Source organism: Boseongicola aestuarii (genome assembly GCF_900184815.1).
GTDB lineage: Bacteria > Pseudomonadota > Alphaproteobacteria > Rhodobacterales > Rhodobacteraceae > Boseongicola > Boseongicola aestuarii.
Map to the genome: position 1 here is coordinate 111,381 of NZ_FXXQ01000004.1, position 21,573 is coordinate 132,953.

General features: G+C 57.8%; 27 protein-coding genes and 1 other RNA gene. 17 read left to right on the plus strand and 11 right to left on the minus strand.

What is annotated here, in order from left to right:
- Positions 1-61: 61 nt before the first annotated feature.
- The 4 genes from BOA8489_RS07780 (at position 62) to BOA8489_RS21060 (ending at position 3,138) form a co-directional block, all read left to right on the plus strand.
- Positions 62-856, plus strand: a complete 795-nt coding sequence (locus tag BOA8489_RS07780; RefSeq protein WP_093973452.1) for a 3-deoxy-manno-octulosonate cytidylyltransferase — start codon at positions 62-64, stop codon at positions 854-856.
- The gene (kdsA, locus tag BOA8489_RS07785; RefSeq protein ID WP_093973453.1) at positions 853-1,671 is read left to right on the plus strand and encodes a 3-deoxy-8-phosphooctulonate synthase; all 819 of its coding nucleotides are present in this window, start codon (positions 853-855) and stop codon (positions 1,669-1,671) included. Before BOA8489_RS07780 ends, kdsA begins: the two co-directional genes overlap by 4 nt.
- 71 nt (positions 1,672-1,742) lie before the next feature.
- Complete coding sequence (locus tag BOA8489_RS07790; protein WP_093973454.1) at positions 1,743-2,723, plus strand: KpsF/GutQ family sugar-phosphate isomerase; 981 nt, start codon at positions 1,743-1,745, stop codon at positions 2,721-2,723.
- 328 nt (positions 2,724-3,051) lie between these two features.
- Positions 3,052-3,138: a glycosyltransferase N-terminal domain-containing protein gene (locus BOA8489_RS21060; protein ID WP_141138262.1), complete on the plus strand. Its 87-nt coding sequence runs from the start codon at positions 3,052-3,054 to the stop codon at positions 3,136-3,138.
- A gap of 719 nt (positions 3,139-3,857) precedes the next feature.
- Here the strand turns inward: BOA8489_RS21060 and dtd are convergent.
- The 10 genes from dtd to BOA8489_RS07845 all read right to left on the minus strand — a co-directional run bounded on the left by dtd (position 3,858) and on the right by BOA8489_RS07845 (position 11,950).
- Entirely contained in the window at positions 3,858-4,301 is a 444-nt protein-coding gene (gene dtd, locus BOA8489_RS07800) for a D-aminoacyl-tRNA deacylase (protein WP_093973456.1), read from the minus strand.
- The gene (locus BOA8489_RS07805) at positions 4,301-5,221 is read right to left on the minus strand and encodes a carbohydrate kinase family protein (RefSeq protein WP_093973457.1); all 921 of its coding nucleotides are present in this window, start codon (positions 5,219-5,221) and stop codon (positions 4,301-4,303) included. Before BOA8489_RS07805 ends, dtd begins: the two co-directional genes overlap by 1 nt.
- 76 nt (positions 5,222-5,297) lie before the next feature.
- Entirely contained in the window at positions 5,298-6,392 is a 1,095-nt protein-coding gene (locus tag BOA8489_RS07810; RefSeq protein WP_093973458.1) for a TFIIB-type zinc finger domain-containing protein, read from the minus strand.
- A gap of 36 nt (positions 6,393-6,428) precedes the next feature.
- Positions 6,429-6,698 (minus strand): hypothetical protein, encoded by a 270-nt coding sequence (locus BOA8489_RS07815; RefSeq protein ID WP_093973459.1) that lies wholly within the window; start codon positions 6,696-6,698, stop codon positions 6,429-6,431.
- A gap of 10 nt (positions 6,699-6,708) precedes the next feature.
- Entirely contained in the window at positions 6,709-7,812 is a 1,104-nt protein-coding gene (locus tag BOA8489_RS07820; protein WP_093973460.1) for an SPFH domain-containing protein, read from the minus strand.
- Between the two features lie 21 nt (positions 7,813-7,833).
- Positions 7,834-8,655 (minus strand): DUF2927 domain-containing protein, encoded by an 822-nt coding sequence (locus tag BOA8489_RS07825; protein ID WP_176440233.1) that lies wholly within the window; start codon positions 8,653-8,655, stop codon positions 7,834-7,836.
- Between the two features lie 117 nt (positions 8,656-8,772).
- On the minus strand, positions 8,773-9,963 hold the full coding sequence (locus BOA8489_RS07830) for a toxic anion resistance protein (protein WP_093973462.1): 1,191 nt from the start codon (positions 9,961-9,963) through the stop codon (positions 8,773-8,775).
- A 30-nt stretch (positions 9,964-9,993) separates the two neighbouring features.
- A complete protein-coding gene (locus BOA8489_RS07835; protein ID WP_093973463.1) occupies positions 9,994-10,866 on the minus strand; it encodes a 5-bromo-4-chloroindolyl phosphate hydrolysis family protein in 873 nt (290 codons plus the stop codon).
- The gene (locus tag BOA8489_RS07840) at positions 10,866-11,063 is read right to left on the minus strand and encodes a hypothetical protein (protein ID WP_141138256.1); all 198 of its coding nucleotides are present in this window, start codon (positions 11,061-11,063) and stop codon (positions 10,866-10,868) included. The genes BOA8489_RS07835 and BOA8489_RS07840 overlap by 1 nt, the downstream gene beginning before the upstream one ends.
- Positions 11,064-11,143: 80 nt before the next feature.
- Positions 11,144-11,950 (minus strand): pseudouridine synthase, encoded by an 807-nt coding sequence (locus BOA8489_RS07845; protein WP_093973587.1) that lies wholly within the window; start codon positions 11,948-11,950, stop codon positions 11,144-11,146.
- A gap of 82 nt (positions 11,951-12,032) precedes the next feature.
- On the opposite strand from BOA8489_RS07845, the gene BOA8489_RS07850 reads away from it, so the two are divergent.
- Together BOA8489_RS07850 and BOA8489_RS07855 are read left to right on the plus strand one after the other, a co-directional pair.
- Positions 12,033-12,485 (plus strand): nucleoside deaminase, encoded by a 453-nt coding sequence (locus tag BOA8489_RS07850; protein WP_093973465.1) that lies wholly within the window; start codon positions 12,033-12,035, stop codon positions 12,483-12,485.
- Entirely contained in the window at positions 12,485-13,129 is a 645-nt protein-coding gene (locus tag BOA8489_RS07855) for a ceramidase domain-containing protein (RefSeq protein ID WP_093973466.1), read from the plus strand. The genes BOA8489_RS07850 and BOA8489_RS07855 overlap by 1 nt, the downstream gene beginning before the upstream one ends.
- Here the strand turns inward: BOA8489_RS07855 and BOA8489_RS07860 are convergent.
- Entirely contained in the window at positions 13,108-14,025 is a 918-nt protein-coding gene (locus BOA8489_RS07860; protein ID WP_176440234.1) for an AEC family transporter, read from the minus strand. The genes BOA8489_RS07855 and BOA8489_RS07860 overlap by 22 nt on opposite strands.
- A 137-nt stretch (positions 14,026-14,162) precedes the next feature.
- On the opposite strand from BOA8489_RS07860, the gene gatC reads away from it, so the two are divergent.
- The 11 genes from gatC to BOA8489_RS07915 all read left to right on the plus strand — a co-directional run bounded on the left by gatC (position 14,163) and on the right by BOA8489_RS07915 (position 21,492).
- Positions 14,163-14,450 (plus strand): Asp-tRNA(Asn)/Glu-tRNA(Gln) amidotransferase subunit GatC, encoded by a 288-nt coding sequence (gene gatC, locus BOA8489_RS07865; protein ID WP_093973468.1) that lies wholly within the window; start codon positions 14,163-14,165, stop codon positions 14,448-14,450.
- Between the two features lie 2 nt (positions 14,451-14,452).
- Positions 14,453-15,937, plus strand: a complete 1,485-nt coding sequence (gene gatA, locus BOA8489_RS07870; RefSeq protein WP_093973469.1) for an Asp-tRNA(Asn)/Glu-tRNA(Gln) amidotransferase subunit GatA — start codon at positions 14,453-14,455, stop codon at positions 15,935-15,937.
- Positions 15,938-15,976: 39 nt separating this feature from the next.
- On the plus strand, positions 15,977-16,729 hold the full coding sequence (locus BOA8489_RS07875) for a hypothetical protein (protein WP_093973470.1): 753 nt from the start codon (positions 15,977-15,979) through the stop codon (positions 16,727-16,729).
- Positions 16,730-16,733: 4 nt separating this feature from the next.
- Positions 16,734-17,444: an N-acetylmuramoyl-L-alanine amidase gene (locus BOA8489_RS07880; protein ID WP_093973471.1), complete on the plus strand. Its 711-nt coding sequence runs from the start codon at positions 16,734-16,736 to the stop codon at positions 17,442-17,444.
- A 41-nt stretch (positions 17,445-17,485) separates the two neighbouring features.
- Positions 17,486-17,892, plus strand: an RNA gene (rnpB, locus tag BOA8489_RS07885) — RNase P RNA component class A.
- 224 nt (positions 17,893-18,116) lie between these two features.
- Positions 18,117-18,284, plus strand: coding sequence for a 50S ribosomal protein L33 (gene rpmG / locus BOA8489_RS07890; protein WP_012179442.1), 168 nt, complete (start codon positions 18,117-18,119; stop codon positions 18,282-18,284).
- Between the two features lie 108 nt (positions 18,285-18,392).
- On the plus strand, positions 18,393-18,914 hold the full coding sequence (locus BOA8489_RS07895) for a GNAT family N-acetyltransferase (RefSeq protein WP_093973472.1): 522 nt from the start codon (positions 18,393-18,395) through the stop codon (positions 18,912-18,914).
- Between the two features lie 14 nt (positions 18,915-18,928).
- Positions 18,929-19,369 (plus strand): hypothetical protein, encoded by a 441-nt coding sequence (locus tag BOA8489_RS07900; protein WP_093973473.1) that lies wholly within the window; start codon positions 18,929-18,931, stop codon positions 19,367-19,369.
- Between the two features lie 152 nt (positions 19,370-19,521).
- Positions 19,522-20,100 carry a YceI family protein gene (locus tag BOA8489_RS07905; RefSeq protein WP_093973474.1) on the plus strand — a complete coding sequence of 193 codons (579 nt, stop codon included), beginning with the start codon at positions 19,522-19,524 and terminating at the stop codon, positions 20,098-20,100.
- Positions 20,101-20,103: 3 nt separating this feature from the next.
- Positions 20,104-20,637, plus strand: a complete 534-nt coding sequence (locus BOA8489_RS07910; RefSeq protein WP_093973475.1) for a cytochrome b — start codon at positions 20,104-20,106, stop codon at positions 20,635-20,637.
- A gap of 159 nt (positions 20,638-20,796) precedes the next feature.
- Positions 20,797-21,492, plus strand: coding sequence for a gamma-glutamylcyclotransferase (locus tag BOA8489_RS07915; protein WP_093973476.1), 696 nt, complete (start codon positions 20,797-20,799; stop codon positions 21,490-21,492).
- Positions 21,493-21,573: the final 81 nt, after the last annotated feature.

Sequence of the window (21,573 nt, forward strand, 5' to 3'; positions counted from 1 at the left end):
ACGATTGCAGACTGTTTGGATATTCCCTAAGCCAAGGTAAGGTCCAAAAAGGTCAGATTACGTGAAAACTGTCATCTTCATTCCCGCGAGGTACCAGTCCGCGAGGTTTCCCGGCAAGCCATTGGCCGTCCTGCGCGGAGCGAGTGGTGTCTCCAAATCGTTGATTGAACGTAGCTGGAACGCAGCGATCTCTGTGGCAGGCGTATCGGATGTTTTCGTTCTGACGGATGATAGGCGCATTGAGGAAGCATCCAACGCTTTTGGTGCGCAGGTTCTGATGACGCCGGCTACATGTCGCAATGGGACTGAACGCTGCGCAGCGGCGGCCGAATTGCTGCAGGAAGAACCGGATATCATCGTGAATCTACAGGGCGACGCCCCGCTTACACCGCCCGACTATGTCGAAGCGCTTGTCTCGGCCATGATCGAGGATCCTGCGATCGGGATGGCGACACCTGTCCTTAGAACTGCGCCCGAGCATCTTGGCAAGCTTCAGGCAGACCGGAAAGCCGGGCGTGTCGGCGCAACAACCGCCGTCTTTGCCGCAAATCATGACGCTCTATATTTCTCGAAGGAGGTCCTGCCGTTTTATGACAACGCCCGACAGGATGCCGTCCCCGTTTTCCACCACGTGGGCTGCTATGCCTACCGACCGCAGACCCTCAAAGCCTACAATTCTTTGCCCGAAGGACCATTGGAGAAACGCGAGGGACTTGAGCAATTGCGGTTTCTGGAACATGGAATCCCGGTAAGATGCGTTGAAGTGTCATCAAGCGGACGCGCCTTTTGGGAGTTGAACAATCCGACCGACATTCCGATCATCGAGGACATAATGGCAAAGGAAGGCTTGGTATGAAAACGGTTTCTATCGGCGCGCTCAGCGTGTCCAACGAGGCGACGTTCTCATTGATATCCGGGCCTTGTCAGTTAGAAACCCTCGATCACGCGCGCATGCTTGCAGAAACACTGTCCAAGACCTGTGCCGATTTGGGGATCGGGTTTGTCTTCAAAGCGAGTTTTGATAAGGCCAACCGCACAAGTCTCAGCGGCAAGCGCGGTGTGGGGATGGACGAAGGGCTTACGATTCTTTCCAAAATCCGGGAAGAATTCGGGTGCCCTGTTCTTACGGACGTACATGATATCGGACAGTGCAAACCCGCTTCCGAAGCTGTTGACGTGCTTCAGATACCTGCCTTCCTGTGCCGCCAGACTGATTTGTTGCTGGCTGCCGGAGAAACGGGTGCCATCATCAATGTGAAAAAGGGGCAATTCCTCGCTCCCTGGGATGTCCAGAACATCGTTGAGAAGGTGGAAAGCACTGGAAATGAGAAGATATTGCTGACCGAACGCGGCGCAAGTTTCGGTTACAACATGTTGGTCAGCGATATGCGCAGCCTTCCGATCATGGCTCGGACGGGCTATCCGGTTGTATTCGATGCAACGCATTCCGTGCAGTTGCCGGGGGGGCTTGGCGGATCAACGGGCGGACAGGCAGAGTTCGTACCGCCACTCGCGCGGGCGGCCATCGCGGTTGGTTGCGCGGCGGTCTTCATCGAAACCCACGAAGAGCCAGCGCGCTCCCCATCTGATGGTCCGAATATGGTCGCCCTTGCGGATATGCCGGTGCTGCTGGAACGCCTCAAGGCATTGGACAGCATCGTCAAACAATAACTTGCCCGGCGCCATCTTTGCCCGTGGTCGTTAATCCGTTATGTCCTTCGGCAACGAAAGGTTTTCACGATATGAACACGACCGCGCCCATCAGGACGGCCATCGAAACGGATCTTGCTGCTCTTGTTGCCTTGACCGAGGCGTTGGAGGGCATGGAACCGGCTTTGGGGGCGGCTCTTGATCTTATTTCAGAAATGTCGGGGCGCCTCATCGTCACAGGGCTTGGAAAGTCCGGTCATATCGGAGCAAAACTCGCGGCGACCTTTGCATCAACCGGAACACCTGCGTACTTCCTGCACCCCGCAGAAGCGAGCCACGGCGATCTCGGTATGGTGCAACCCGATGACGTGGTTCTCGCACTGAGCTGGTCGGGTGAGACACGCGAATTGTCGGACGTGATCGGATACGCAAAACGGCATGCGGTGAAACTTGTGGCGATCACCGGGTCCGCTGAAAGTGCGCTTGGTCGCGCGGCGGACGCGGCACTCGTTCTACCCAAAGTCCGAGAGGCTTGTCCTCACAATTTGGCGCCAACTACGTCGACGTTGCTACAACTCGCTCTGGGTGATGCTCTTGCGATCGCTTTGTTGCAAAAGCGAGGTTTTACAGAAGAAAGCTTCCATTCCTTTCACCCCGGCGGGTCTCTTGGGGCAGCCTTGAAGCGCGTTGATGAGATCATGATCGAGGGCGATGAACTGCCGTTGGTCTTGCATGACACGCCAGTCATGTCGGCCTTGAGTGTATTGTCGGCCAAGGGGCAGGGCATCGTCGGGGTGACGGACGCGGGTCAACTGCAAGGTGTGATAACCGACGGTGATATCCGTCGGTATCTGGAAAGAAACGCCTCATCCACGATGAAATCGGCGCTCTATGAAACACCGGCATCCGCCGTCATGACGAAAGGCTCAGTTGTCTTGAAGCCGAGCTTGCTTTTGGGGGAAACGTTGAGGATCCTACAAACCAAACGCATTTCGGCGGCATTCGTTATGGACGAAGGAGAACCCGTCGGACTTATTACCATGCTGCGGCTCCTCAATCGGGGTGCGGCCTGACAGATGTCGCCGCTGACGCGTCACTATCTCGCCTATTCACAAGTCTCCGAGCCGATTTGGGGACTTTAGCACCACAGAAGGTTGCAAAAAGGCAAGAACGACCCGAAGCGGGTTTAAGAGAAATATGGAATTCCGCCTTGCGCACGTCCTGACGGCACTGTTTTTGGTTCCAAGTTCTGTCAGTCGGCGAAAGCCTTGCGCTGTTGGTGCCGGTTGACCGCGCTCTGGCGGAAGACGAGGCTGCGACACTTGTCATAATGACGTCAACGCTCGCGTCCGTCGTCGCACTTGAAAAGGCTGGCTTGCCAAACCGTGCAGCCCAGCCCTTTTGCCAATCGACACACCGAAGGTCGTACGCCGTTTTCTCTATCACTGGAGGCCAAGCGCCGCAGTTTTTGCCGAGCTCAACTTCTGACCCCGGCGAATGTTCGAAACCCATCACCGCCAAATTCCTATGATCGCCGCCAGCAATCAGATGTCGTTTGAGAGTCTTAGAAGTCGGGCAAACGCGGGGAATGGTGCGCGATATCCTGCGGCTCTTCGATCAACTGGTGGTGCCGGACACCGAAAGCTTCAAGGAGCTTGGCGCGGACGCGAGACGTGGAAGAGTCCGCAAAAATCCACGCAATTGAAAATCCTGCGATTCGTGCCCAACGCGCAGCTCATTGTCGTGCCTCGTTTCTTCAAAGCGCAGACGTCATCGAACCCGAATCTCGTCTGGCTCTGGACAGGATTGCGCGCCGCTGCAAAGACGACTTCCCGGATGATCGCATTCAAATCAACATTGCCGACACCATCGGCGAAATAGGCCTTTGGTATCGGCTAGCGCCGGTCAGTTTCATCGGTCATTCGCTAGGTCCAGAAGGAATGCCGCTTGGAGGCCAGAACGCATGCGAAGCAGCTGCGTTCCAATCGGCCATCACTCACGGCTCTTCCGTTGCCGTTTTCTCAGAGACTTAAGAGGGCTTTCAGGAAACCGGCGCCGCCGTCTTGGTTCGTGACGAAAAGGAGATGCCAGAAAGTATTTTGCGGATTTTCGTCGATGCAGAACGGGTTCCATTTCTGCACGCCGCGCGTGAGTTGATCGCAGCGCGGGGGACTCAAAGGACCATAGGACGCTATTTCATGGGAGCTTTAGTCGTCAGTATCCAGCCATATCGTGACTGGCCCGTCATTGACCAGTGACACCGACATATCAGCGCCGAATACACCTGTCGCAGCCGGAATTCCGAGATCGGCAATCGCGGAAACGAACTGAAGATACTGCGCTTTGCCCTCATCGGGGGCAGCAGCACTTGAAAAACCCGGACGGTTTCCCCGTCGTGTGTCCGCAGCAAGCGTGAATTGACTAACGATCAAGGCGCTTCCGCCGGTATCTAGCAGCGAGCGGTTCATACGTCCCGCTTCATCGCGAAAGATCCGCAATTTAGCGATTTTCGCGGCAAGCTTCTGTGGCATTTCGGCCTGATCTCCGGCCATCGCGCAAACGAGGATAAGCGCGCCTTCGCCAATCTCGCCCTCAAGGACGCCGTCAATACGCACGTCCGCGCGGCTGACCCGTTGGATCAGAGCACGCATCAGAGTTCAGCGCGCGTCGGTGGGTTCGCTCCTGCTCGGCTTACGGTGACGGCTGCGGCGCGTGCGCCCAGTGTAAGGGCCGCATGAATTGTCGCTTCGTCGAGAGTGGCGATTTTGTCCTTGGTCAGGACGTCTGCATCCGACAGGGCGGCCATGAAACCGGCATTGAACGTGTCGCCAGCACCAACAGTGTCAACGACATCGACCTTGTTTGCGGGGACTCTTACCGTGTGCATGGCACTGAAAGCCGTGACGCCTTCCGCTCCTTCGGTCACGCAAACGACTTTTGTCCCGGCTTCCAAAACGTCGCTGGCACCTTTCTGAAGATCGTCGCAACCGGTCAGCCAAGCCAGATCCTCGTCCGAAACCTTGACGAGATCGCTCGCCGCCATCATCCGCGAGATCCGTGTGCGATAGGTGGCCTCGTCACTGATGAAACTTTGGCGGATGTTCGGATCGATCATAATGACGCGGTTTTCCTGTTCCCGCAGCAACAGCGCCTCATAGGCCTGTGCGCAGGGCTCTACCATCAATGAGATTCCTCCGAAAAACAAAGTTGATACGTTCTCGGAGAGGGTGGGCAAGTCATCGAGCCCAAGCATTCGACCGGCTGTGTTTTCATCATAAAACACATAGCTTGCCTGACCATTTGTAAGCGTCACGAATGCAAGCGTGGTTGGGCGTGATGAGCGCGCCGCCATCGAACTGTCGACCTTGGCCTTCGAGAGCGACTTGGTGAGGATATCGCCAAAAAGATCCGAGGACAGGCCACTGAAAAAACCTGTGGCAACACCCAGTCTGCCGAGGGCGATAGACGTGTTGAACACAGCGCCTCCGGGAAAGGGTGCAAACGCGCGCTCGCCAGCGCCCGTTTCGCGCGGCAGCATGTCTATCAAGGCTTCGCCGGAACACAGGATCATACGTCTTTCCCCAGAACTTTCGCTTTTGCGTTGTCTAATCGCAGGTCACGCCAGTCGCAAGCCAGCCACCAAGCGGCTATCCTTGGTTTACAGCCGCCGTATAACCGACGACGCCGGCAATGAGTGCCACGATGATCGCTGCGAAAGCAAGTTTCCAGATCGACCATGGTCGTTCTCCGACGACCTGACCGGTTTGCCCGTTGACGACAAAACGAAAAGACGCCCCGCGATACTTGTACGCGGCCAACCAGACCGGCACCAGAATATGCTTGAATGTGACATCGCTCACTCGTGTTTCGACGCTTTGGACGCGCTGACGATCTCCGCCGATGTCGAATTTGATATCGCGGTGGATCTGACGATCCATGATGGCACGGCCTTGTTCGTAACCCTCTTTGAGCGAAACCGTATAAGCCTCGGCGCGAAAGCCTGCGAGATAATGCGGCAGGTAGGGTTCGAGCCGCGTCAGGTCCCACTGGCCGATTCCAGCGCGGAATTTCTCTGGCAGAGCCGTTGAGGCCACGACAAGTACATCATCAAAAAACCGGCTAACACGGCCTGAAACCGAGGTCCAACGCACCTTCGTTTGAGACTGCGTTTGTCTTTTCCCGTTTCGAGTAACCGTGCGTGTTGTCGTGTATTCAATGCCCCTCTGACCAGTGTAGCGCGTTTTGGTATCGGCATCGAATGTCCAGCAAGGGGTATAGACTCCACTGAGTTTGCGCCCCTTGCGAGCGTATTCGGTCAGGCCATTCGGGGCGAACCAAAGGCTGCCAAGCCAGTTGCTCATCGCTTGCCGGGCTTCTTCTTCGGTCAGCGCGAATGGCACGACTGCCCGCGGCTTGATTTGCCTTTCCGAGCCGGTATCGGTCACAACAGGTGTTGCGCAATATGGACATTCCTTGGCGTGCAATGCGCTGTCGAATTCAATGCGCGCGCCGCAATTCGGACATTGTGAAATCCGAGCTTCTACCATTTCGACGTCCGATGCGATCGCGCGCAGCGCAGCGTAGAAGTCCTGTTCGGCTATGGCCTCGGTGCGGTCCCACGGTCCGTGGTCGATGCTTTCCACGCTACCGCAATGGTCGCAAATCAATCGATCGCCACCGGGGTCGAACCGCAGGTCCGATCCGCAGGTCTCGCAAGGGAAACGATGCTCCTCAGCGCTCATCAGGCCACCATTTTGAATGCACCGGACATTTTCCGTTCAGGAAGAAATGACGCTCAACCACAGCGTTTCCGTGCGCAAGTTAGTGGACGCACCGAATGAGACAAACACCGCGCGCCCATTGTCGTAGAACTCGAAGCCCTTGCCATTTGCGTTCAACAGCGCCGCACCACGCGCTGTTGGGTTCTGTTCGATGAATAGGGCCTGCTCTGCCAGAAAGTCGGCTTTCACCGCACCTTCGGCCGGTCGGTTGAGACTTGCCGAACACCCAAGCAAAGCAACGAGCGGTATGAGATAGATAAGTTTCATAGCGATCTCCTCATGCCCCCGGCGGGGGTGGCGGTGAAACGGTGAACAACTCGGCCAGTTCGGTGTCTTCTGCGTGTTTCCAGCCGTCTTGTCCGGGTGTCCAGACCCAACTGTCGCGTTTGAGGCTGCCGTCGCCTGCCATCTTGCCCATTCGTGCTTTCGAGAACGGACCGGTGGTCTCGCCGCCGTCTGCGACATGCCACACGTGTTCGACCGGCGGCGGGGGCGGCGGCGCGGGCGCAATGGGGCGTGGGCCCCAGGGGCCGGGCTGGCCCATCATCATGCTCCCCATCTGCATACCCATGCCCGCACCGAACCCGGTGCCCATGGCGGCGCCGGCCGCGCCGGCTTCGGTGCCAAGCGCCTCGGCGGCCTTGTAGCGCAGGTGCTCGTCCAGCGAGCCGACGACCCCGCGCGAGGTGCGTTCGTCCAAAGCCTTTTCGACGGCTGGCGGCAGCGAGATGTTTTCGATGTAAAGCTCAGGCAATTCAAGACCGTAGGCCGCGATGGACTTGGTGATCGAGTCCGCAAGTATCCGGCCAAGTTCGGCGGTGTTCGCGGCCATGTCCAGGACCGGGATGCCCGAATTTGCAATGACCCGGCTGAAGGCCTGCACGATGATATTGCGGATCTGGTAGCTGATCTCGTCCATGGTGAATTCGCCGTCGGTGCCGACGATCTCGACCAGAAACTTGCCGGGATCCGAAACGCGCACCGAATAGGTGCCAAAGGCGCGCAGGCGCGTCGGGCCGAATTCGGGGTCGCGCAGCATGATTGGGTTCTTGGTACCCCATTTGAGATCAGTGAACCGGCGCGTCGCAATGAAGTAGATCTCGGACTTGAACGGGCTTTTGAAACCGTGGTCCCAATGCTGAAGCGTCGTCATGATCGGCAGGTTGTTGGTTTCAAGCATGTAGAGACCGGGCATGAAGGTGTCGGCCAATTGCCCTTCGTGGACAAAGACGGCTGCCTGGCTTTCACGGACGGTCAGTTTGGCGCCATACTTGATTTCATGATCTTCGCGTTCAAACCGCCAGACCATGGTGTCTCGCGTGTCGTCTGTCCAGTGGATGACGTCAATGAACTCACCACTTAGAAAATCAAAAATGCCCATTGTGGGTCTCCTTCCGGAAAGTCAGGTTGAGGGCGACAAAAGCCCTGTAGCAATGCTCTGTACGAGAGCTGCGGCCGAAGCCTCGCTCATGCCCGGCTTAAGCCTGGGATCGTATAGTATCTGTAGCAGCAACTCGTCGTGATAGGTAAGTCGTCCGAATTCATCATCATCGTTGAATATCGAAGGTCGGGCCTGAGCACTGTCATTGGCAAGACCCAAGCCTTGCGAGATCTCTTCATGTACGCAGGATGTGCGCAGGCGATCCGGCAATTCGGCGCGGATTACGGCGATGGCGCGCTGGATTGCTCCATCTTGTTCCGGATCGGATGTAAAGACGACGCAATAGGTGTCCGGAGTCATGTCCTCGACGAAGCGAATTTGCGGTAGTGCCAACTCTGGCATGAACTGCTTTAAAAGCTTGCCGGAACGGCGTAATTCCTGACCGTTGAGCACGAACACCTGGAAATTCCCGTCGCGCTCTACCCGCCGGATCGGGTGGCCGGTGATACGGGAAAGGCGCGCGGCGAACTCCGCGATCTCTGCCGTGTCCTGTTCCGCCTGGACGAGGTCGACGGACGGTCCAACGAACGTCTCTATCCGGACCGGCTGGTCCCACTTATGGAGCGTGCTTTCGCGGGTAGCTCTTACCAATTGCCCACCACGCCCGCTGAATTCCTCACTGAAGGCGAGTGCATTGAAGTTTCGCGCGACCATTTCGTCAGTGAAAGGGACGTCAGGGCCGCCGCCGTCGATCCGAAGCAGACCGCGTGCGATCAGGTTGTCGGAGACGCGCTGAAAGAGCGCTTCGATTTCCAGACTTTCGGCAGTGCGTGGCTGAAACACTGCCGGCGTTTCCGAGACCGGTGACGAAATGGGTCCATCAATGCCCGCGACGGGAAAGGCGTCGCAGGCAGTTAGTGCGAAAAGCACACTTAAAGCGGCGAACGAGTTGCGCATTTCTCAGGTAGGCACGCTTTCCCCAGAATTCGAGCCGATCCCGTCTTTGCGCGCCTTGGCGGATGCAAGCGTGGTCTTCAGCTCGTTTTCCATCTTCTTCAGTTCCTGCTCGGCAACGGCGCGCTTTGCCTTGCCCTCGTCAGCGATCTGAAGGCTTTCCTGAATGGTCGCGATCAGGTCAGCGTTGGCTTGTTTGACGGCTTCGATATCGAACACGCCGCGTTCCATTTCTTCGCGGATCGTCTTGTTGGCTTCCCGCAGGTTCTTTGCGTTGGCAGTCAAAAGCTCGTTTGTCAGGTCATTGGCGTCGCGCACGGCTTCCGCGGCTTCGGCAGAACGCTGAATGGTGACAGCCTGTGCCAGCTGCGTTTCCCAAAGCGGTACGGTATTGACCAGCGTCGAGTTGATCTTGGTGACCAGGGACTTGTCGTTTTCCTGAACCAGACGGATCGAGGGCAGCGACTGCATCGTGACCTGGCGCGTCAACTTGAGGTCGTGAACGCGACGCTCGAGGTCGTCGCGTGCGGCGCGCAAATCGCGCAACTCCTGGGCTTTCATGACGCCTTGTTCCTCGGCAGCATTCGCGACTTCGGTTTCTTTGGCGGGGATTTCCCTACCGTCCAGACGCGTGAGCTTTTCTTCGCCGGCAGCGATGTAGAGCGCAAGTTCGTCATAAAAAGCGAGGGTCTTGTCGTAGAGCTGATCAAGCGATTTGATATCTTTCAACAGTTTGTGCTCGTGATGAAGAAGGTTGTCGGTGATCCCGTCAATCTGACCCTGGACCTCTTCGAAGCGCGCCACGAAATTGGCAATCGGCGCTGCGCGGCCCAGAAGCCTTTCCCACCATGACCTTTTGCGGCGGACATCAAGCTCGCTGATCGAAAATCCTCGGATTGTTGAAACGATATCGCGCAGACTGTCTCCGGCGGGACCGACATCCTTGTTGCGCACATCCGCCAGCATCGATTGGCTGATTTCCTGCAATTCCACCTGTGCATTTGAGCCGAAAGAGACGATCGAGTTCGTATCGCCCATGTCAATTTCATCAATCCGGCGTTCGATCTCGGCGCTTGTGGCCGGATCGGCAGCGGCCAGGGCAACGATCTCGGTGCTGGGCGCGGGCAAGTTAACGGATGTCACCTCGGCGACGAGCGGTTCAGATTCCTGGGCCTTCTGGCGCACGGTGTCGGACATGGAATTTTTCCTCGTTTTGAAAAGCGTTCTTTAATTTCGGTTCACACCTTCGCGCGCCAATCGGTCGCGCAAAACTTCAATTTCAACGTCAAGCGACGACTTGTCATCAAGCAACATCTTATCAGTTCGCGCAGCAAATGTCGTTTCGAGGTCATCAAGCAAAGCTTCATAGTCCGTTCGTGCGCTTTCGTCTTTATTGCGTGAATAGAGGTCGGCAAACCGCGATGTCGCGTCACGGGCTCCCAACAGATAGACGCCAAGGTATCTGCGCGCGCCTGTCAAATCACGCGGATCGTCTTCTACAACGCGAAACATCTGTCGGGCGGTCTCGCTGAAGCGGTCGACGCGTCGCGACAAAGAGGGCACGCCTGCACCCCTAATAGCCTCCCGCATCGCGGTGAGGTGGCGCTCGGCTTCATCTACCGCTTTTGCCACGCGGTCGGTCTGGAATGCACTGCCTTCGGGGACGCCCTTGTCTTTCAGCGGATCCGGGCCAAACGCCATAAAGTGAAGCCCGGCACCAAGCAGCGCGAATAATAGAGGGTTCGGCGGATAGAAGGTCGCCGGATCAAGGCCTGCGATCGCAAGGCCGATGCCTGTAAGGACCGAGGCAAAAATCTTGCGTGGGATGGCCGGCCGTTTTGCAACCCGGCGCACTTCATAGGCGTCTTCCGCCCGTAGTCCTTCGCGCGTTAGCCAAGCTGCAAGAATGAGTGTGCCGAACCCCGCGAGGTCAAGCGCCATACCAACTGGCTCTTGCTGAAAGGCCGTCAGAACAAGAATGCCTGGTACGATGAACAGCAAGTTCACCCGCGCTCCGGCACGCCGGCGCCGTTGTTGGGGCGGCGGGGGCGTTTTTGAGGTGCCGCCCGGGCTGTACTTGCCGCTGAAGCGCTCGGCCATCAGGATGCCCCGGTCGCTGCGACGTAAGCGATAAGTGCCAGAAGAAGAAAGAATGATAGTCTTTGCATGTTTTCTGCGCGACCTCCGTCGTGATCACTGTGGCGCTGGCTGACCGTTGCTGCGCCCTTCAATAGCATGGCGACAGCGCCCGCGACCACGGCGAATATCAGGACCAGTAATGCGATCTTCGGTATCATACCCATCACCCTGAACGAACGCGACTTGATATAGGCGCTTGGTCAACTGCTTGAAAGACCAGCTTGGGAGAATGCGCCGATCACGGCGTGTTGTTGCGCCTCTGGCGTGTGACGCGCGCATTTCTGGACCTGGCCGCGGAAGGGGCCTCGGGGTCAGGCGCAAGGCCCAACTGGTCGCGCAAGACCTTCGCTTTGACCTCTTCGACTTCGCCAGGCTTCAGTTCGCCAAGGCGGAAAGGGCCGTAGCTGACGCGGATCAGACGGTTCACGATCAGGCCGATGCTTTCCATCGCGCGCCGGATCTCCCGGTTCTTCCCTTCACGGATACCGACAGTCACCCATGCGTTGCTTGCCTGCTGTCGATCCAGAGTAATTTCCATCGGCTGAAACCGCTCACCGTCGAGAGTCACGCCGCGCCGCAAGGGATCAAAGGTTGCGTCGTCGGGTGAGCCTTTTAAGCGCGCACGATACTTTCGAAGCCACCCCGTTTTGGGCAATTCAAGCTTGCGCTTGATCTCGCCGTCGTTGGTTAACAGCAAAAGCCCCTCGGATGTCAGGTCCAGCCGTCCCACAGTCATGACGCGCGGAAGGTCTTCCGGCAATTCGTCAAATATTGTCTTGCGGCCCTTTTCATCGCTTTGGGTCGTCACAAGGCCCGAAGGTTTATTGTAGCGCCAAAGCCGTGGCGGCTCTGCCTCTCGGACAGGCTTGCCATCGACGATTATCCGATCACTCGGGACGACATTCTGTGCCGGACTTGTCAGTGTCTTGCCGTTCAGCGAGATTCGACCCGCCTCGATCATGCGCTCGATTTCGCGACGCGAGGCGACGCCCCGGCGGGCAAGGACTTTGGCGATACGCTCGCCGGGAACGGGTGATTTGCTCATGGGGTCGCAATAGCGCGCAGAAGTGGAATTGGGAAGCGCGAGCATCTCTTGCGCTGCGGGATTTGACGCGGCATCACGAGGTATGACTTTCAAAAGCTATATGTCGCTTGCTATCGCCGAGGCCAAACTGGCTGGCGAGCGGGGAGAGGTGCCCGTGGGTGCCGTCGTGGTCGACAGGAACGGTGAAGTCATCGCGCGCGCTGGAAACCGCACGCGTGAGCTTTGCGATCCGACGGCACATGCGGAAGTACTTGCCATACGGGCAGCGGGGCAGGTCTTGGGATCCGAGCGCCTGTCGGGTTGCCATCTTTATGTAACGCTGGAGCCATGCGCGATGTGTGCGGCAGCGGCGTCGGCGGCACGCATTGAGCGGCTGTACTACGGAGCAAGCGATCCAAAATCCGGTGGCGTCGCGCATGGAGCAAAGGTGTTTTCACATGCACAGTCGCATCATGTGCCTGAGGTCTATGACGGTATCGCAGCACAGGAATCGACCGATTTGCTGAAGGCTTTTTTTGCTTCAAGGCGTGATTGATGGACTGGAGCCGCGCCATCGATGCCTATTGTGAGAGAGGCGATGCCAGCTATTGGGCTGAGCCTCTGAACGCGGTGACGAATATCGCATTCGTTCTGGTCGCCGTCATCATGTGGCGGCGAACGGGCGGGCTGGCAGCCGGACGTTGGCTATCGGTGGTGTTGTTCGCGATCGGTATCGGCTCGTATTTGTTTCACACCCATGCGACGGCGTGGTCAGCGACGCTGGACGTCATCCCGATCGCGGTATTCACCTTTAGCTTCATTTTTTTGGCTAACCGAGATTTTTGGCAGCTTCCGCTTTGGGGTGCGACCTTGCTGACTTTGGCGTTCATTCCGTACGCCGCGCTTTTGACGCCCGTTTTCGGTGGGTTGCCGTTTTTCTCGATCTCTTCGGTCTACTGGGTGTTGCCAGTCTTGATTGGAGTTTACGGCGCCTTGCTGCGAAATCGTGCGCCCGAAACGGGCAAAGGTCTGTTGATCGGAGCGGGGTTGCTCAGTCTGTCGCTTGTTTTTCGCTCGCTCGATGAAATGCTTTGCGCGCATATCCCAACCGGGACGCATTTTGTGTGGCATTTGCTAAATGGTGTGATGCTGGGCTGGATGATCGAAGTCTGGCGGCGTCACGTGACGAAAGACGCGTAAATCGGGATCGCGGCAATCGAAAACAGGGTCTGGAACACAAGGATGTCGGCGTAAAGCTCGGTATCGCCGCCCATCGTGCGGGCGACAACGTAGCCGTTTGAGGCTGCTGGAACGGCGGCAACCAAAATCCCTGCAAGAGTTTCGGTCGGCGAAAGGGCGAACAGGCTGGCAAGTCCGAGAAAGACCAGTGGAATGGCGAAAGGACGCAGAATAGCCCCGATCATCACGGGGGCCGTCACCCGTCTCAATCGTTGCCACGAGATACCCGCTCCAACGACCAATAGGCCGATGCCTAGGGCTGCGCGTCCAATGATATCAAGCGTTTCAGAGATAGGCACAGGCAAGTCGAAGGGGGCGGCATTGATCGACAATCCAATAGCACAGCCGATCACAAGGGGATTTGTCAGAACCGTCTTAAGCACGCGGCGCGGTCCGGTTGCCTGGCCGCAAAGCCATGCCAGCACTAGGATATTGCCGACATTGATCAGTGGAATAAGAACCGACATGCCAACCGCGATCAGCAAAAGAACCTCGGGCCCTCCCAAAAGTTCAGCCGCCGAGAGCGATATGAAGGCATTCCAGCGCGTCGTTGTTTGAAACATGGTCGACAGCGAGGCGGCGGAGAGTTTCTCGACCGGCAGGATCAGTCGGACGCTCAGGCCAAGAAGCCCGGCAATAAACACCATACAAACGAGAGCACCTGCAAGGGAACCGATGCGATCCGACGAGAGGTCCGCATTGGCAATAGAGTTGATCAGGATCGCAGGTATCAGAACGCGAAAGCTCAGCAGTTCGATGCCGGCCCAATGCTCCGGTTTAAGAATGCCGGTCACTTTTGCAGTCCAGCCCGCAAGAAAAGCGAACGCGATGGGCAGGATCGCTATGGCTACGGTCATCGTGCAAAATCCGGGAGGTCTTCGAGGCGCGTGACGGTATCGTATACTCTGTGCGCGAATTGGCAAGCGAGCGACTTCTTGCGGGCCGTGTCCGCACGGGTTACATGGTCCGCGTTCTAGCATGGAGAGACTGCTCGATGTCGATCGACACAGAAACCGCTCGTCGCGTGGCCAAGCTTGCCCGCATCAAGGTCGAGGAGGCCGATTTGCCTGCGTTGGCGCAGGATTTTAACCGTATTCTGGGCTTTGTTGAGCAGTTAAATGAGGTCGATATCGAAGGTGTTGAGCCAATGACCTCGGTGACGCCGATGCGACTGAAGCGGCGCGCGGATGAGGTTACTGACGGTGATCAGCAGAATAAGGTTCTGTCAAACGCGCCCGATGCGCGCGAAGGCTTTTTCGCAGTCCCGAAAGTGGTGGAATAGAGATGAGCAATCTGAACGCACTGACCATCGCGGATGCGCGCGAAAAGCTGCGCGCCGGTGAAATAACATCTGTCGAATTGACCGAAGCCTGCCTGAAGGCGGCCGATGCGGCGAAAGCTTTGAATGCGGTTGTGCATCCCACGCCCGAGATCGCGCTTGAGCAGGCGAAAGCCGCGGATGCGCGACTGTCGTCGGGTAATGCGCCCGATATGTGCGGTATTCCGTTGGGCATCAAGGACTTGTTCTGCACCAAAGGGGTCGCCAGTCAGGCGGCCAGTGGCATTCTTAAGGGGTTCAAGCCCGAGTATGAATCCACCGTGACGACGCAGCTTTTTGATGCGGGCGCGGTGATGATCGGCAAGCTCAACATGGATGAGTTCGCGATGGGCTCGTCCAATGAGACCAGCGTTTATGGCAATGTGATCAACCCCTGGCGTCGCGGCAATGACGAGACCGCTTTGACGCCTGGTGGTTCGTCTGGTGGATCGGCTTCTGCTGTGGCGGCGGATCTTTGTCTTGCGGCTACGGGCACGGATACGGGCGGCTCGATCCGACAGCCTGCAGCATTTGTCGGGATTACCGGTTTGAAGCCGACTTATGGTCGGGTGTCCCGTTGGGGCGTGGTGGCGTTTGCGTCCTCGCTGGATCAGGCGGGGCCGATGGCCAAGTCGGTGCGCGACTGTGCTATCATGCTTAAGGCGATGTCGGGGCATGACCCGAAGGATTCGACCAGTGCTGAGCTGGCCGTGCCGGATTTCGAGGCGATGCTTACGGGCAATATCAAGGGTCAGACCATTGGAATCCCGAAAGAATATCGCATGGACGGGATGCCTGAAGAGATCGAGGACTTGTGGGCCGAGGGGCGCGCCATGCTGGAAGATGCGGGCGCGAAGATCGTTGATATCTCGTTGCCGCACACGAAGTACGCGTTGCCTGCCTATTATGTTGTGGCACCGGCTGAAGCTTCGTCGAACCTCGCGCGGTACGATGGTGTGCGCTATGGACACCGGGCCAAGCTTTCGCACGGTGACGGTGTGACGGAGATGTACGAAAAGACCCGCGCTGAAGGGTTTGGTGCTGAGGTGAAACGTCGTGTCATGATCGGAACGTATGTGCTCTCGGCGGGCTTTTATGACGCCTATTACAACCGTGCGCGACGGGTTCGTGCACTGATCAAGAAAGACTTCGAGGACGTCTTTGCTGCGGGTGTGGACGCGATTTTGACACCAGCGACACCGTCGTCTGCCTTCGCTTTGGGGCAGGAGTTCGACGATCCGGTACAGATGTATCTGAATGACGTTTTCACGGTTACGGTGAACCTTGCCGGGTTGCCAGGGATTGCGGTTCCAGCGGGTCTGGACATGCAAGGGCTGCCGCTTGGGCTTCAGCTGATCGGCAAGCCTTGGGAAGAGGGCGCGTTGATGAATGTCGCGCAGGCCCTTGAGGACCGTGCAGGGTTTGTTTCCAAGCCATCGAAATGGTGGTAAGCTGTCTCAAAACGTCAAAACAAATTGGCAGAGCAGCAGATGATCAAACGACTTATGACTCTTGGCGCGGCGGGCTTTCTGGCCGCCTGTGGCGCGCAAGTCCCTGACAGCAATCCAAATACCGGCGTTGGCTTCAGTGACTACGATCAGTTTTCGACCGAACGCGCCCGCCGTGACGCCGAGCTGCAGGCAATGCGGCCACGTCCCGTGCCCGATGGTCAGGTGATTGCGGCGGAGACATTGACGGTCCTGCAAACAGGCCGAACCATAGGGGGTCAGTCTCCGGTTGGTGGAGTGGGTGGCTCGACCGTGCAAGGCACCCTCGGGACCTCCACGGCCATGGCGACGTCGCCGGTCGCGGTGGAAACGGCCACACTTGACGCGGCACCTGTGCCTGACAATCCGAACATCTCGGACGAGCAGAGTTTCGACGCCGTTGCGTCACGCGAATCCATCGAGAGCGATGCCGAGCGGATCGAGCGAAATCGCGAGACTTTTCAAGTTGTTGCGCCGACGGCTGTTCCTGAGCGTTCTTCCACCGGGCGCCCCAATGTCGTCGCCTTCGCGCTTGCCACGTCGCATCCGGTTGGCACGCAGGTTTATCGCCGCAGCGGGACCAGTATTGATCGGTTCAACCGAGAGTGCGCGAAATACCCGTCAGCGGATCGGGCGCAAGAAGCGTTCCTTGGATTCGGAGGCCCTCAGCGCGACCGGCGGGGAATGGACCCGGATGGTGACGGGTATGCATGCTTTTGGAATCCGGCCCCCTTTCGGACTGCTCGCGGAGGCTGAGCCCATGCGCATCGAAGATCGTCCCTCACCAAATTGCAATGCGCGGAGGGGTGGTCTTGCGCCGTCTCTGGTGGTCCTCCACTACACGGCGATGGAGAGCGCCGAGGCCGCGCTTGAGAAGCTCTGCGACGAAAACGCGGAGGTGTCTGCGCATTATCTGATTGGGAAAGACGGTGCGGTGTATCGGCTTGTCGATGAGGCGCATCGGGCCTGGCATGCGGGCGAGGGGCGCTGGGCCGGCCGTGAGGATATCAACTCGCGCTCGATCGGGATCGAACTTGATAACGACGGGACTTGTGCGTTTGAAGCGCCGTTGATGGAGGCATTGGAAGAGCTGTTGCGCGATATTCTGGACCGTCACGCAATGCCTGCGAAAGCGGTCTTGGCGCATTCCGATTTCGCCCCTGAACGCAAGTCCGATCCGGGTCGAAACTTTGACTGGCAAGCCCTTGCAAGAAAAGGGCTTTCTGTATGGCCGGAACCATCTCTGAAGGGCGATTTCATGCGCAACGCGGCCGTTTTTGGGTATCCGATTGAACTTGGAGAAAAGCTGGTTCTGGACGCGTTCCGTCAGCGGTTTCGCCCCGGCGCGAGCGGTCCTCTGGACCCGGCAGATCAGGCGATGATGTCGGGGTTGGCGCGCCAGTATCCGGCGGATGTGACTGAACGGTTTGCGCGTCGTGTGCCATCGCGGCCCCTTGGGCTGGAAAGCTGATCCTTGACGCAACCCCGCGGCGGGCCTAGGAGGGCCGTTGCGCGGAGAGCCGGATGGCCGCTTTGGTTTGACCCTTGGGTCGGGCCGGGAGGAAAGTCCGGACTCCATGAGACAACGGTGCCGGGTAACGCCCGGCCGGGGTAACCCGAGGGAAAGCGCCACAGAAAACAAACCGCTTCGGTCCGCCGAAGTAAGGATGAAACGGTGGGGTAAGAGCCCACCGCGGACCTGGCAACAGGGACGGCACGGCAAGCCCCACCGGGAGCAATGCCAAATAGGGGTCTCGTGCGGGGTCGGTCCTTTCGGGGATACCGCCACGCAGGGTCGTTTCAGCCCGAGAGGCCCGGGTTGGCAGCTTGATCCCGTCGGTAACGGCGGGGCCAGAGGAATGGTCATCGAACCGTGGTAACGCGGGGAACAGAATCCGGCTTACAGGCTCTCCGCGCTTACCTTTTTTCGTTAACGATTTGTTAACCTTTCGTCTCCTGCGGAGCCGATCCACTGGGGACATCCTGTCCCCAGACCCCTCGGGGGATATTTATGAACAGAAAAATGGTTTGTCTGATCCTCGGGAATCGGCTTGACAGGGGCGGGGTGATCGCTAGAACGCGGGCTTCAAGGATTATTGGGCTGCTGCCTTCTCGTTAGGTGTGGCTATTCAGGAGACGACCCATGGCGAAGCCGACCACGATCAAAATTCGATTGAATTCGACCGCGGATACTGGCCACTTTTATGTGACCAAGAAGAACGCTCGCACCATGACCGAGAAAATGGTTGTACGGAAGTACGACCCGGTTGCGCGCAAGCACGTCGAATACAAGGAAGGCAAAATTAAATAATTTTGCTTAACAATTCGGAAACGAGCCGCGCAATTTGCGCGGCTTTTTTCGTTTCTGGCGTGCGGATCGGCTTGGCAATCTCTATTCGGATAGGGCAGATTTGGGATTATGCAGCAACAGGCTTTGACAGTTCGAACGGCTTTGGCGGTGGATTTCGGCGCTGTCGATGCGCTGCTGGCCCGGTCCTATCCTGCTATTCTCAAAGCGGATTATCCGCCGTCTGTCCTGGTGACGGCCGTTCCTTTGATCTCGAAGGCGCAGCCGCGGCTGGTGATGTCGGGGACGTATTTCGTTGTTGAGGACGGCGATGGGGTGATCGTGGGTGCGGGGGGCTGGACGCGTATGGCCCCGCCTGGTTTTGGTGAGGAAGCGCGCGGGGTTGCGCATATTCGCCATGTGGTTTGCGATCACAGGCGGCTGCGGGAAGGGATCGGGCGGCGGTTGATGGGTCATATCTTTCGCACCTCGGAAGCGGCGGGTATCCAACAATATGAATGTTTCTCGACACTTACGGCGGTGCCGTTTTACGCCGCCTGTGGATTTTCGACCCTTGGACCGATGACAGTTGCCTTGCGAGGGGGTATCGACTTTCCTGCGGTGCATATGCGACGGTTTCTCAAGGCCGATTGAATGAAGGATTTGGAATGATGAAGAAGATGCTTTTACTTCTGGGAGTTGCGGTAGCCCTTTCGGCTTGTGCGCAGCCGCAGGGTGTGGGGCTGGGGCCGATGGGGAGCGATGTTTCCGATTTGCCGCAGAACACGCGGACAGAGTTCGAGATGGCGGGGCTGACACCTTTGCCGATCTATCGCTTCAGTTTCGCGGCGGCGGCGACGCCGGCGGATGCTTTGAATGCGGGCGGGAACCGTTTGCGGCAGGCCGAGCAAAACCTTGAGATTGTTCAGGAAAGCCGGACGTATTTCATGCGGCAGGTGGAATTGAACGACAATATTTATGTGGTTTCCGAAGGCGATGCGCCAGTGGCGTCGTTGGTGAGCGTTATCAGAGCGCGGACCGGATGCCTTGTGGATCCGCGGCCGCTGCGGTCGGAGGATGCGGCAGTCTATACTCTGGATTGCTCCTGATTTAACAAGGCCTTGCGCGACTACCTTGAAGTGCGCGCAAGGCGATGACGCCAACGTCGGTGCTACGTCGGTATCACGTCGGTATCGCGTCGGTGCGACCGTTCGCAGCGTTAAGACGCGCCTAAGGCCTGAGATGGGCTAGGTTGATCCTTATGAGAATCATTCTTGCCTCGTTGTGTGTCTGGCTGACAGCCGCCGTCTGCGGTTGGGCCATGCCTTTGACCTATGCGCTGAATGAGAGTGAAAGCCGCGTCGGGTTCGAGGTTCCTTTTGGGCCGGATCAGATCACGGGCACGATGCCGGTGCGTTCGGCGGACATAGCGCTGGATTTCGAGCGGCCCGCGAACAGCCGGATTTCGGTGGTTCTGGATGTGGGTAATGCGCAGGCGAATTTTCCATTTGCCACGCAGGCGCTGCGTGGGCCACGGGTGCTGGATGCGAGCCAGTTTCCGGATATTTCGTTTGTCTCAAATACGATTGAAGTCCGTGCGGATGCACCTTCGCAGGCGCTGTTGACGGGGGATATTACCATTCGCGGCGTCACGCGTCCCATTACGCTGGATGCCGAGTTATTTCGCCCAGCGGGGCGCGCGTTGGGAGAGCGGGAGCAATTGTTCGTACGTCTTGAGGGAGCGGTCAGTCGGGCGGCTTTTGGGGCGAGCGGGTGGGATGATCTTGTCGGCGACGAGGTTTCGCTTAATCTGATGCTGCGGATCGATCTGGTGGAGTAGATCATGAGCGCGCGGAATACGGATGTTTCTTTTGGCTGGGTAACCCGGACGTTGCATTGGGCGATGGCGTTTGGGGTTCTCGCGATGTTGGGGTTTGGCTCGTACATCGCGCGGATGGAAGTGGGCATGTCGAACATCTGGATGTTCGGGGTGCATAAGTCGATTGGGATCGTGTTGTTTGCGCTTTTGGCGGTGCGGATTGTCTGGCATTTTGTGTCGCCGGTGCCGGAGAGTTTGCCGTCGGGGGTGGGCTGGAAGGATCGGGCGGCTGTCTGGGTGCATCGGGCGTTTTACGTTCTTTTGATCGTGGTGCCTCTCAGCGGTTGGATCGGGAGCGGGGCGACGGGGTTGGATGTGTTGGTGTTCAATCGCGTGACCTTGCCGCCATTGGCTCCTGTGTCGGAGGCTTGGGAAGAGGCGGCGTTCGCGGTGCATTTCGTGGCGACGAAGCTTTTGGCCTTGTGTGTCGTGCTGCATATTGCGGGGGCGGTAATGCGTAAGGACGGGACGATGGCGCGGATGGTCAGGGGCGCTTGAAGCGGGCGGATCGTTCAGTGAGATTGGCGGCATTTGAGCCGGTACACTGCGGTCTTGGAGCGGATCTGTGAATTCCCGTTCACATCCGTTCTAAATAGTTGGGAGTTGCTCAATCTGTTTTCGGACTTCATGGTTCCAAGACCAATCAGGGGCAAATTCATGGCGTCAGAACCGAGAACAATTTCACTTACATCCGAACATGTTGCGAAGGTCCACAAAGACATGGTGGACGGTGGACCGCCGGCGGGGCTGACCCCGCAGACGGACGAGGACTATGCTGAATGGGTTGAAAAAGTTCTCGCGTCGCACCCGGCTCCAGACCGACCCACACAGTTGTTCGCCTATGGCTCTTTGATCTGGAGGCCGGAAATTGAGCATCGTGGTGAGCGGGAGGCGTCATTGACCGGATGGCATCGATCCTTTTGCCTCAAACAGTGGCGGTTTCGCGGCTCTCCCGAGTATCCCGGATTGATGATGTCCCTAGATCGCGGCGGTCACTGTCAGGGTGTCATGTTTGAGTTGCCAGAGGGGGACTTGGAAACACGCTTCAATCAGCTTTTCCGTCGCGAGTTTACCCTGAAGCCCATAACGAACATTCCGACATGGCTTGAAGTGGAAACCTCTACAGGCAAAGAGAACGCTTTGGTGTTTGTCATGAACAAGGAGTGTCCCCAGTATGCCGGAGATCTGCCGCCTGAAGACGTTGCGGATATTTTGGCGCAAAGTTGCGGCCACCTTGGGACTGGAGCGGACTATTTGCTGAATACCGTGACGCAGCTTGAACGCAGGGGCATGCATGATGAAGGACTATGGGAGCTTCAGAAGTTGGTCGCGGATCGTATCGCGCTTGATTAATGGAACTGCCGGTTCGGACAAGATCCGGACCTTAGCGGGATACGACACTATTTCCTTGCGGGGTCTGGGGCGCGGTGCATG

Coding starts and splice junctions, on each gene's coding strand:
- rpmG (WP_012179442.1), top strand. CDS start 18,117: ATGGCGAAGCCGACCACGATCAAAATTCGATTGAATTCGACCGCGGAT.
- BOA8489_RS07900 (WP_093973473.1), top strand. CDS start 18,929: ATGATGAAGAAGATGCTTTTACTTCTGGGAGTTGCGGTAGCCCTTTCG.
- BOA8489_RS07895 (WP_093973472.1), top strand. CDS start 18,393: ATGCAGCAACAGGCTTTGACAGTTCGAACGGCTTTGGCGGTGGATTTC.
- BOA8489_RS07820 (WP_093973460.1), bottom strand. CDS start 7,812: ATGGGCATTTTTGATTTTCTAAGTGGTGAGTTCATTGACGTCATCCAC.
- BOA8489_RS07905 (WP_093973474.1), top strand. CDS start 19,522: ATGAGAATCATTCTTGCCTCGTTGTGTGTCTGGCTGACAGCCGCCGTC.
- gatA (WP_093973469.1), top strand. CDS start 14,453: ATGAGCAATCTGAACGCACTGACCATCGCGGATGCGCGCGAAAAGCTG.
- BOA8489_RS07845 (WP_093973587.1), bottom strand. CDS start 11,950: ATGAGCAAATCACCCGTTCCCGGCGAGCGTATCGCCAAAGTCCTTGCC.
- BOA8489_RS07805 (WP_093973457.1), bottom strand. CDS start 5,221: ATGATCCTGTGTTCCGGCGAAGCCTTGATAGACATGCTGCCGCGCGAA.
- BOA8489_RS07810 (WP_093973458.1), bottom strand. CDS start 6,392: ATGAGCGCTGAGGAGCATCGTTTCCCTTGCGAGACCTGCGGATCGGAC.
- BOA8489_RS07875 (WP_093973470.1), top strand. CDS start 15,977: ATGATCAAACGACTTATGACTCTTGGCGCGGCGGGCTTTCTGGCCGCC.
- BOA8489_RS07855 (WP_093973466.1), top strand. CDS start 12,485: ATGGACTGGAGCCGCGCCATCGATGCCTATTGTGAGAGAGGCGATGCC.
- BOA8489_RS07910 (WP_093973475.1), top strand. CDS start 20,104: ATGAGCGCGCGGAATACGGATGTTTCTTTTGGCTGGGTAACCCGGACG.
- BOA8489_RS07790 (WP_093973454.1), top strand. CDS start 1,743: ATGAACACGACCGCGCCCATCAGGACGGCCATCGAAACGGATCTTGCT.
- BOA8489_RS07850 (WP_093973465.1), top strand. CDS start 12,033: ATGACTTTCAAAAGCTATATGTCGCTTGCTATCGCCGAGGCCAAACTG.
- BOA8489_RS07840 (WP_141138256.1), bottom strand. CDS start 11,063: ATGATACCGAAGATCGCATTACTGGTCCTGATATTCGCCGTGGTCGCG.
- BOA8489_RS07830 (WP_093973462.1), bottom strand. CDS start 9,963: ATGTCCGACACCGTGCGCCAGAAGGCCCAGGAATCTGAACCGCTCGTC.
- BOA8489_RS07835 (WP_093973463.1), bottom strand. CDS start 10,866: ATGGCCGAGCGCTTCAGCGGCAAGTACAGCCCGGGCGGCACCTCAAAA.
- BOA8489_RS07915 (WP_093973476.1), top strand. CDS start 20,797: ATGGCGTCAGAACCGAGAACAATTTCACTTACATCCGAACATGTTGCG.
- BOA8489_RS07860 (WP_176440234.1), bottom strand. CDS start 14,025: ATGACCGTAGCCATAGCGATCCTGCCCATCGCGTTCGCTTTTCTTGCG.
- BOA8489_RS07815 (WP_093973459.1), bottom strand. CDS start 6,698: ATGAAACTTATCTATCTCATACCGCTCGTTGCTTTGCTTGGGTGTTCG.
- gatC (WP_093973468.1), top strand. CDS start 14,163: ATGTCGATCGACACAGAAACCGCTCGTCGCGTGGCCAAGCTTGCCCGC.
- BOA8489_RS07880 (WP_093973471.1), top strand. CDS start 16,734: ATGCGCATCGAAGATCGTCCCTCACCAAATTGCAATGCGCGGAGGGGT.
- kdsA (WP_093973453.1), top strand. CDS start 853: ATGAAAACGGTTTCTATCGGCGCGCTCAGCGTGTCCAACGAGGCGACG.
- dtd (WP_093973456.1), bottom strand. CDS start 4,301: ATGCGTGCTCTGATCCAACGGGTCAGCCGCGCGGACGTGCGTATTGAC.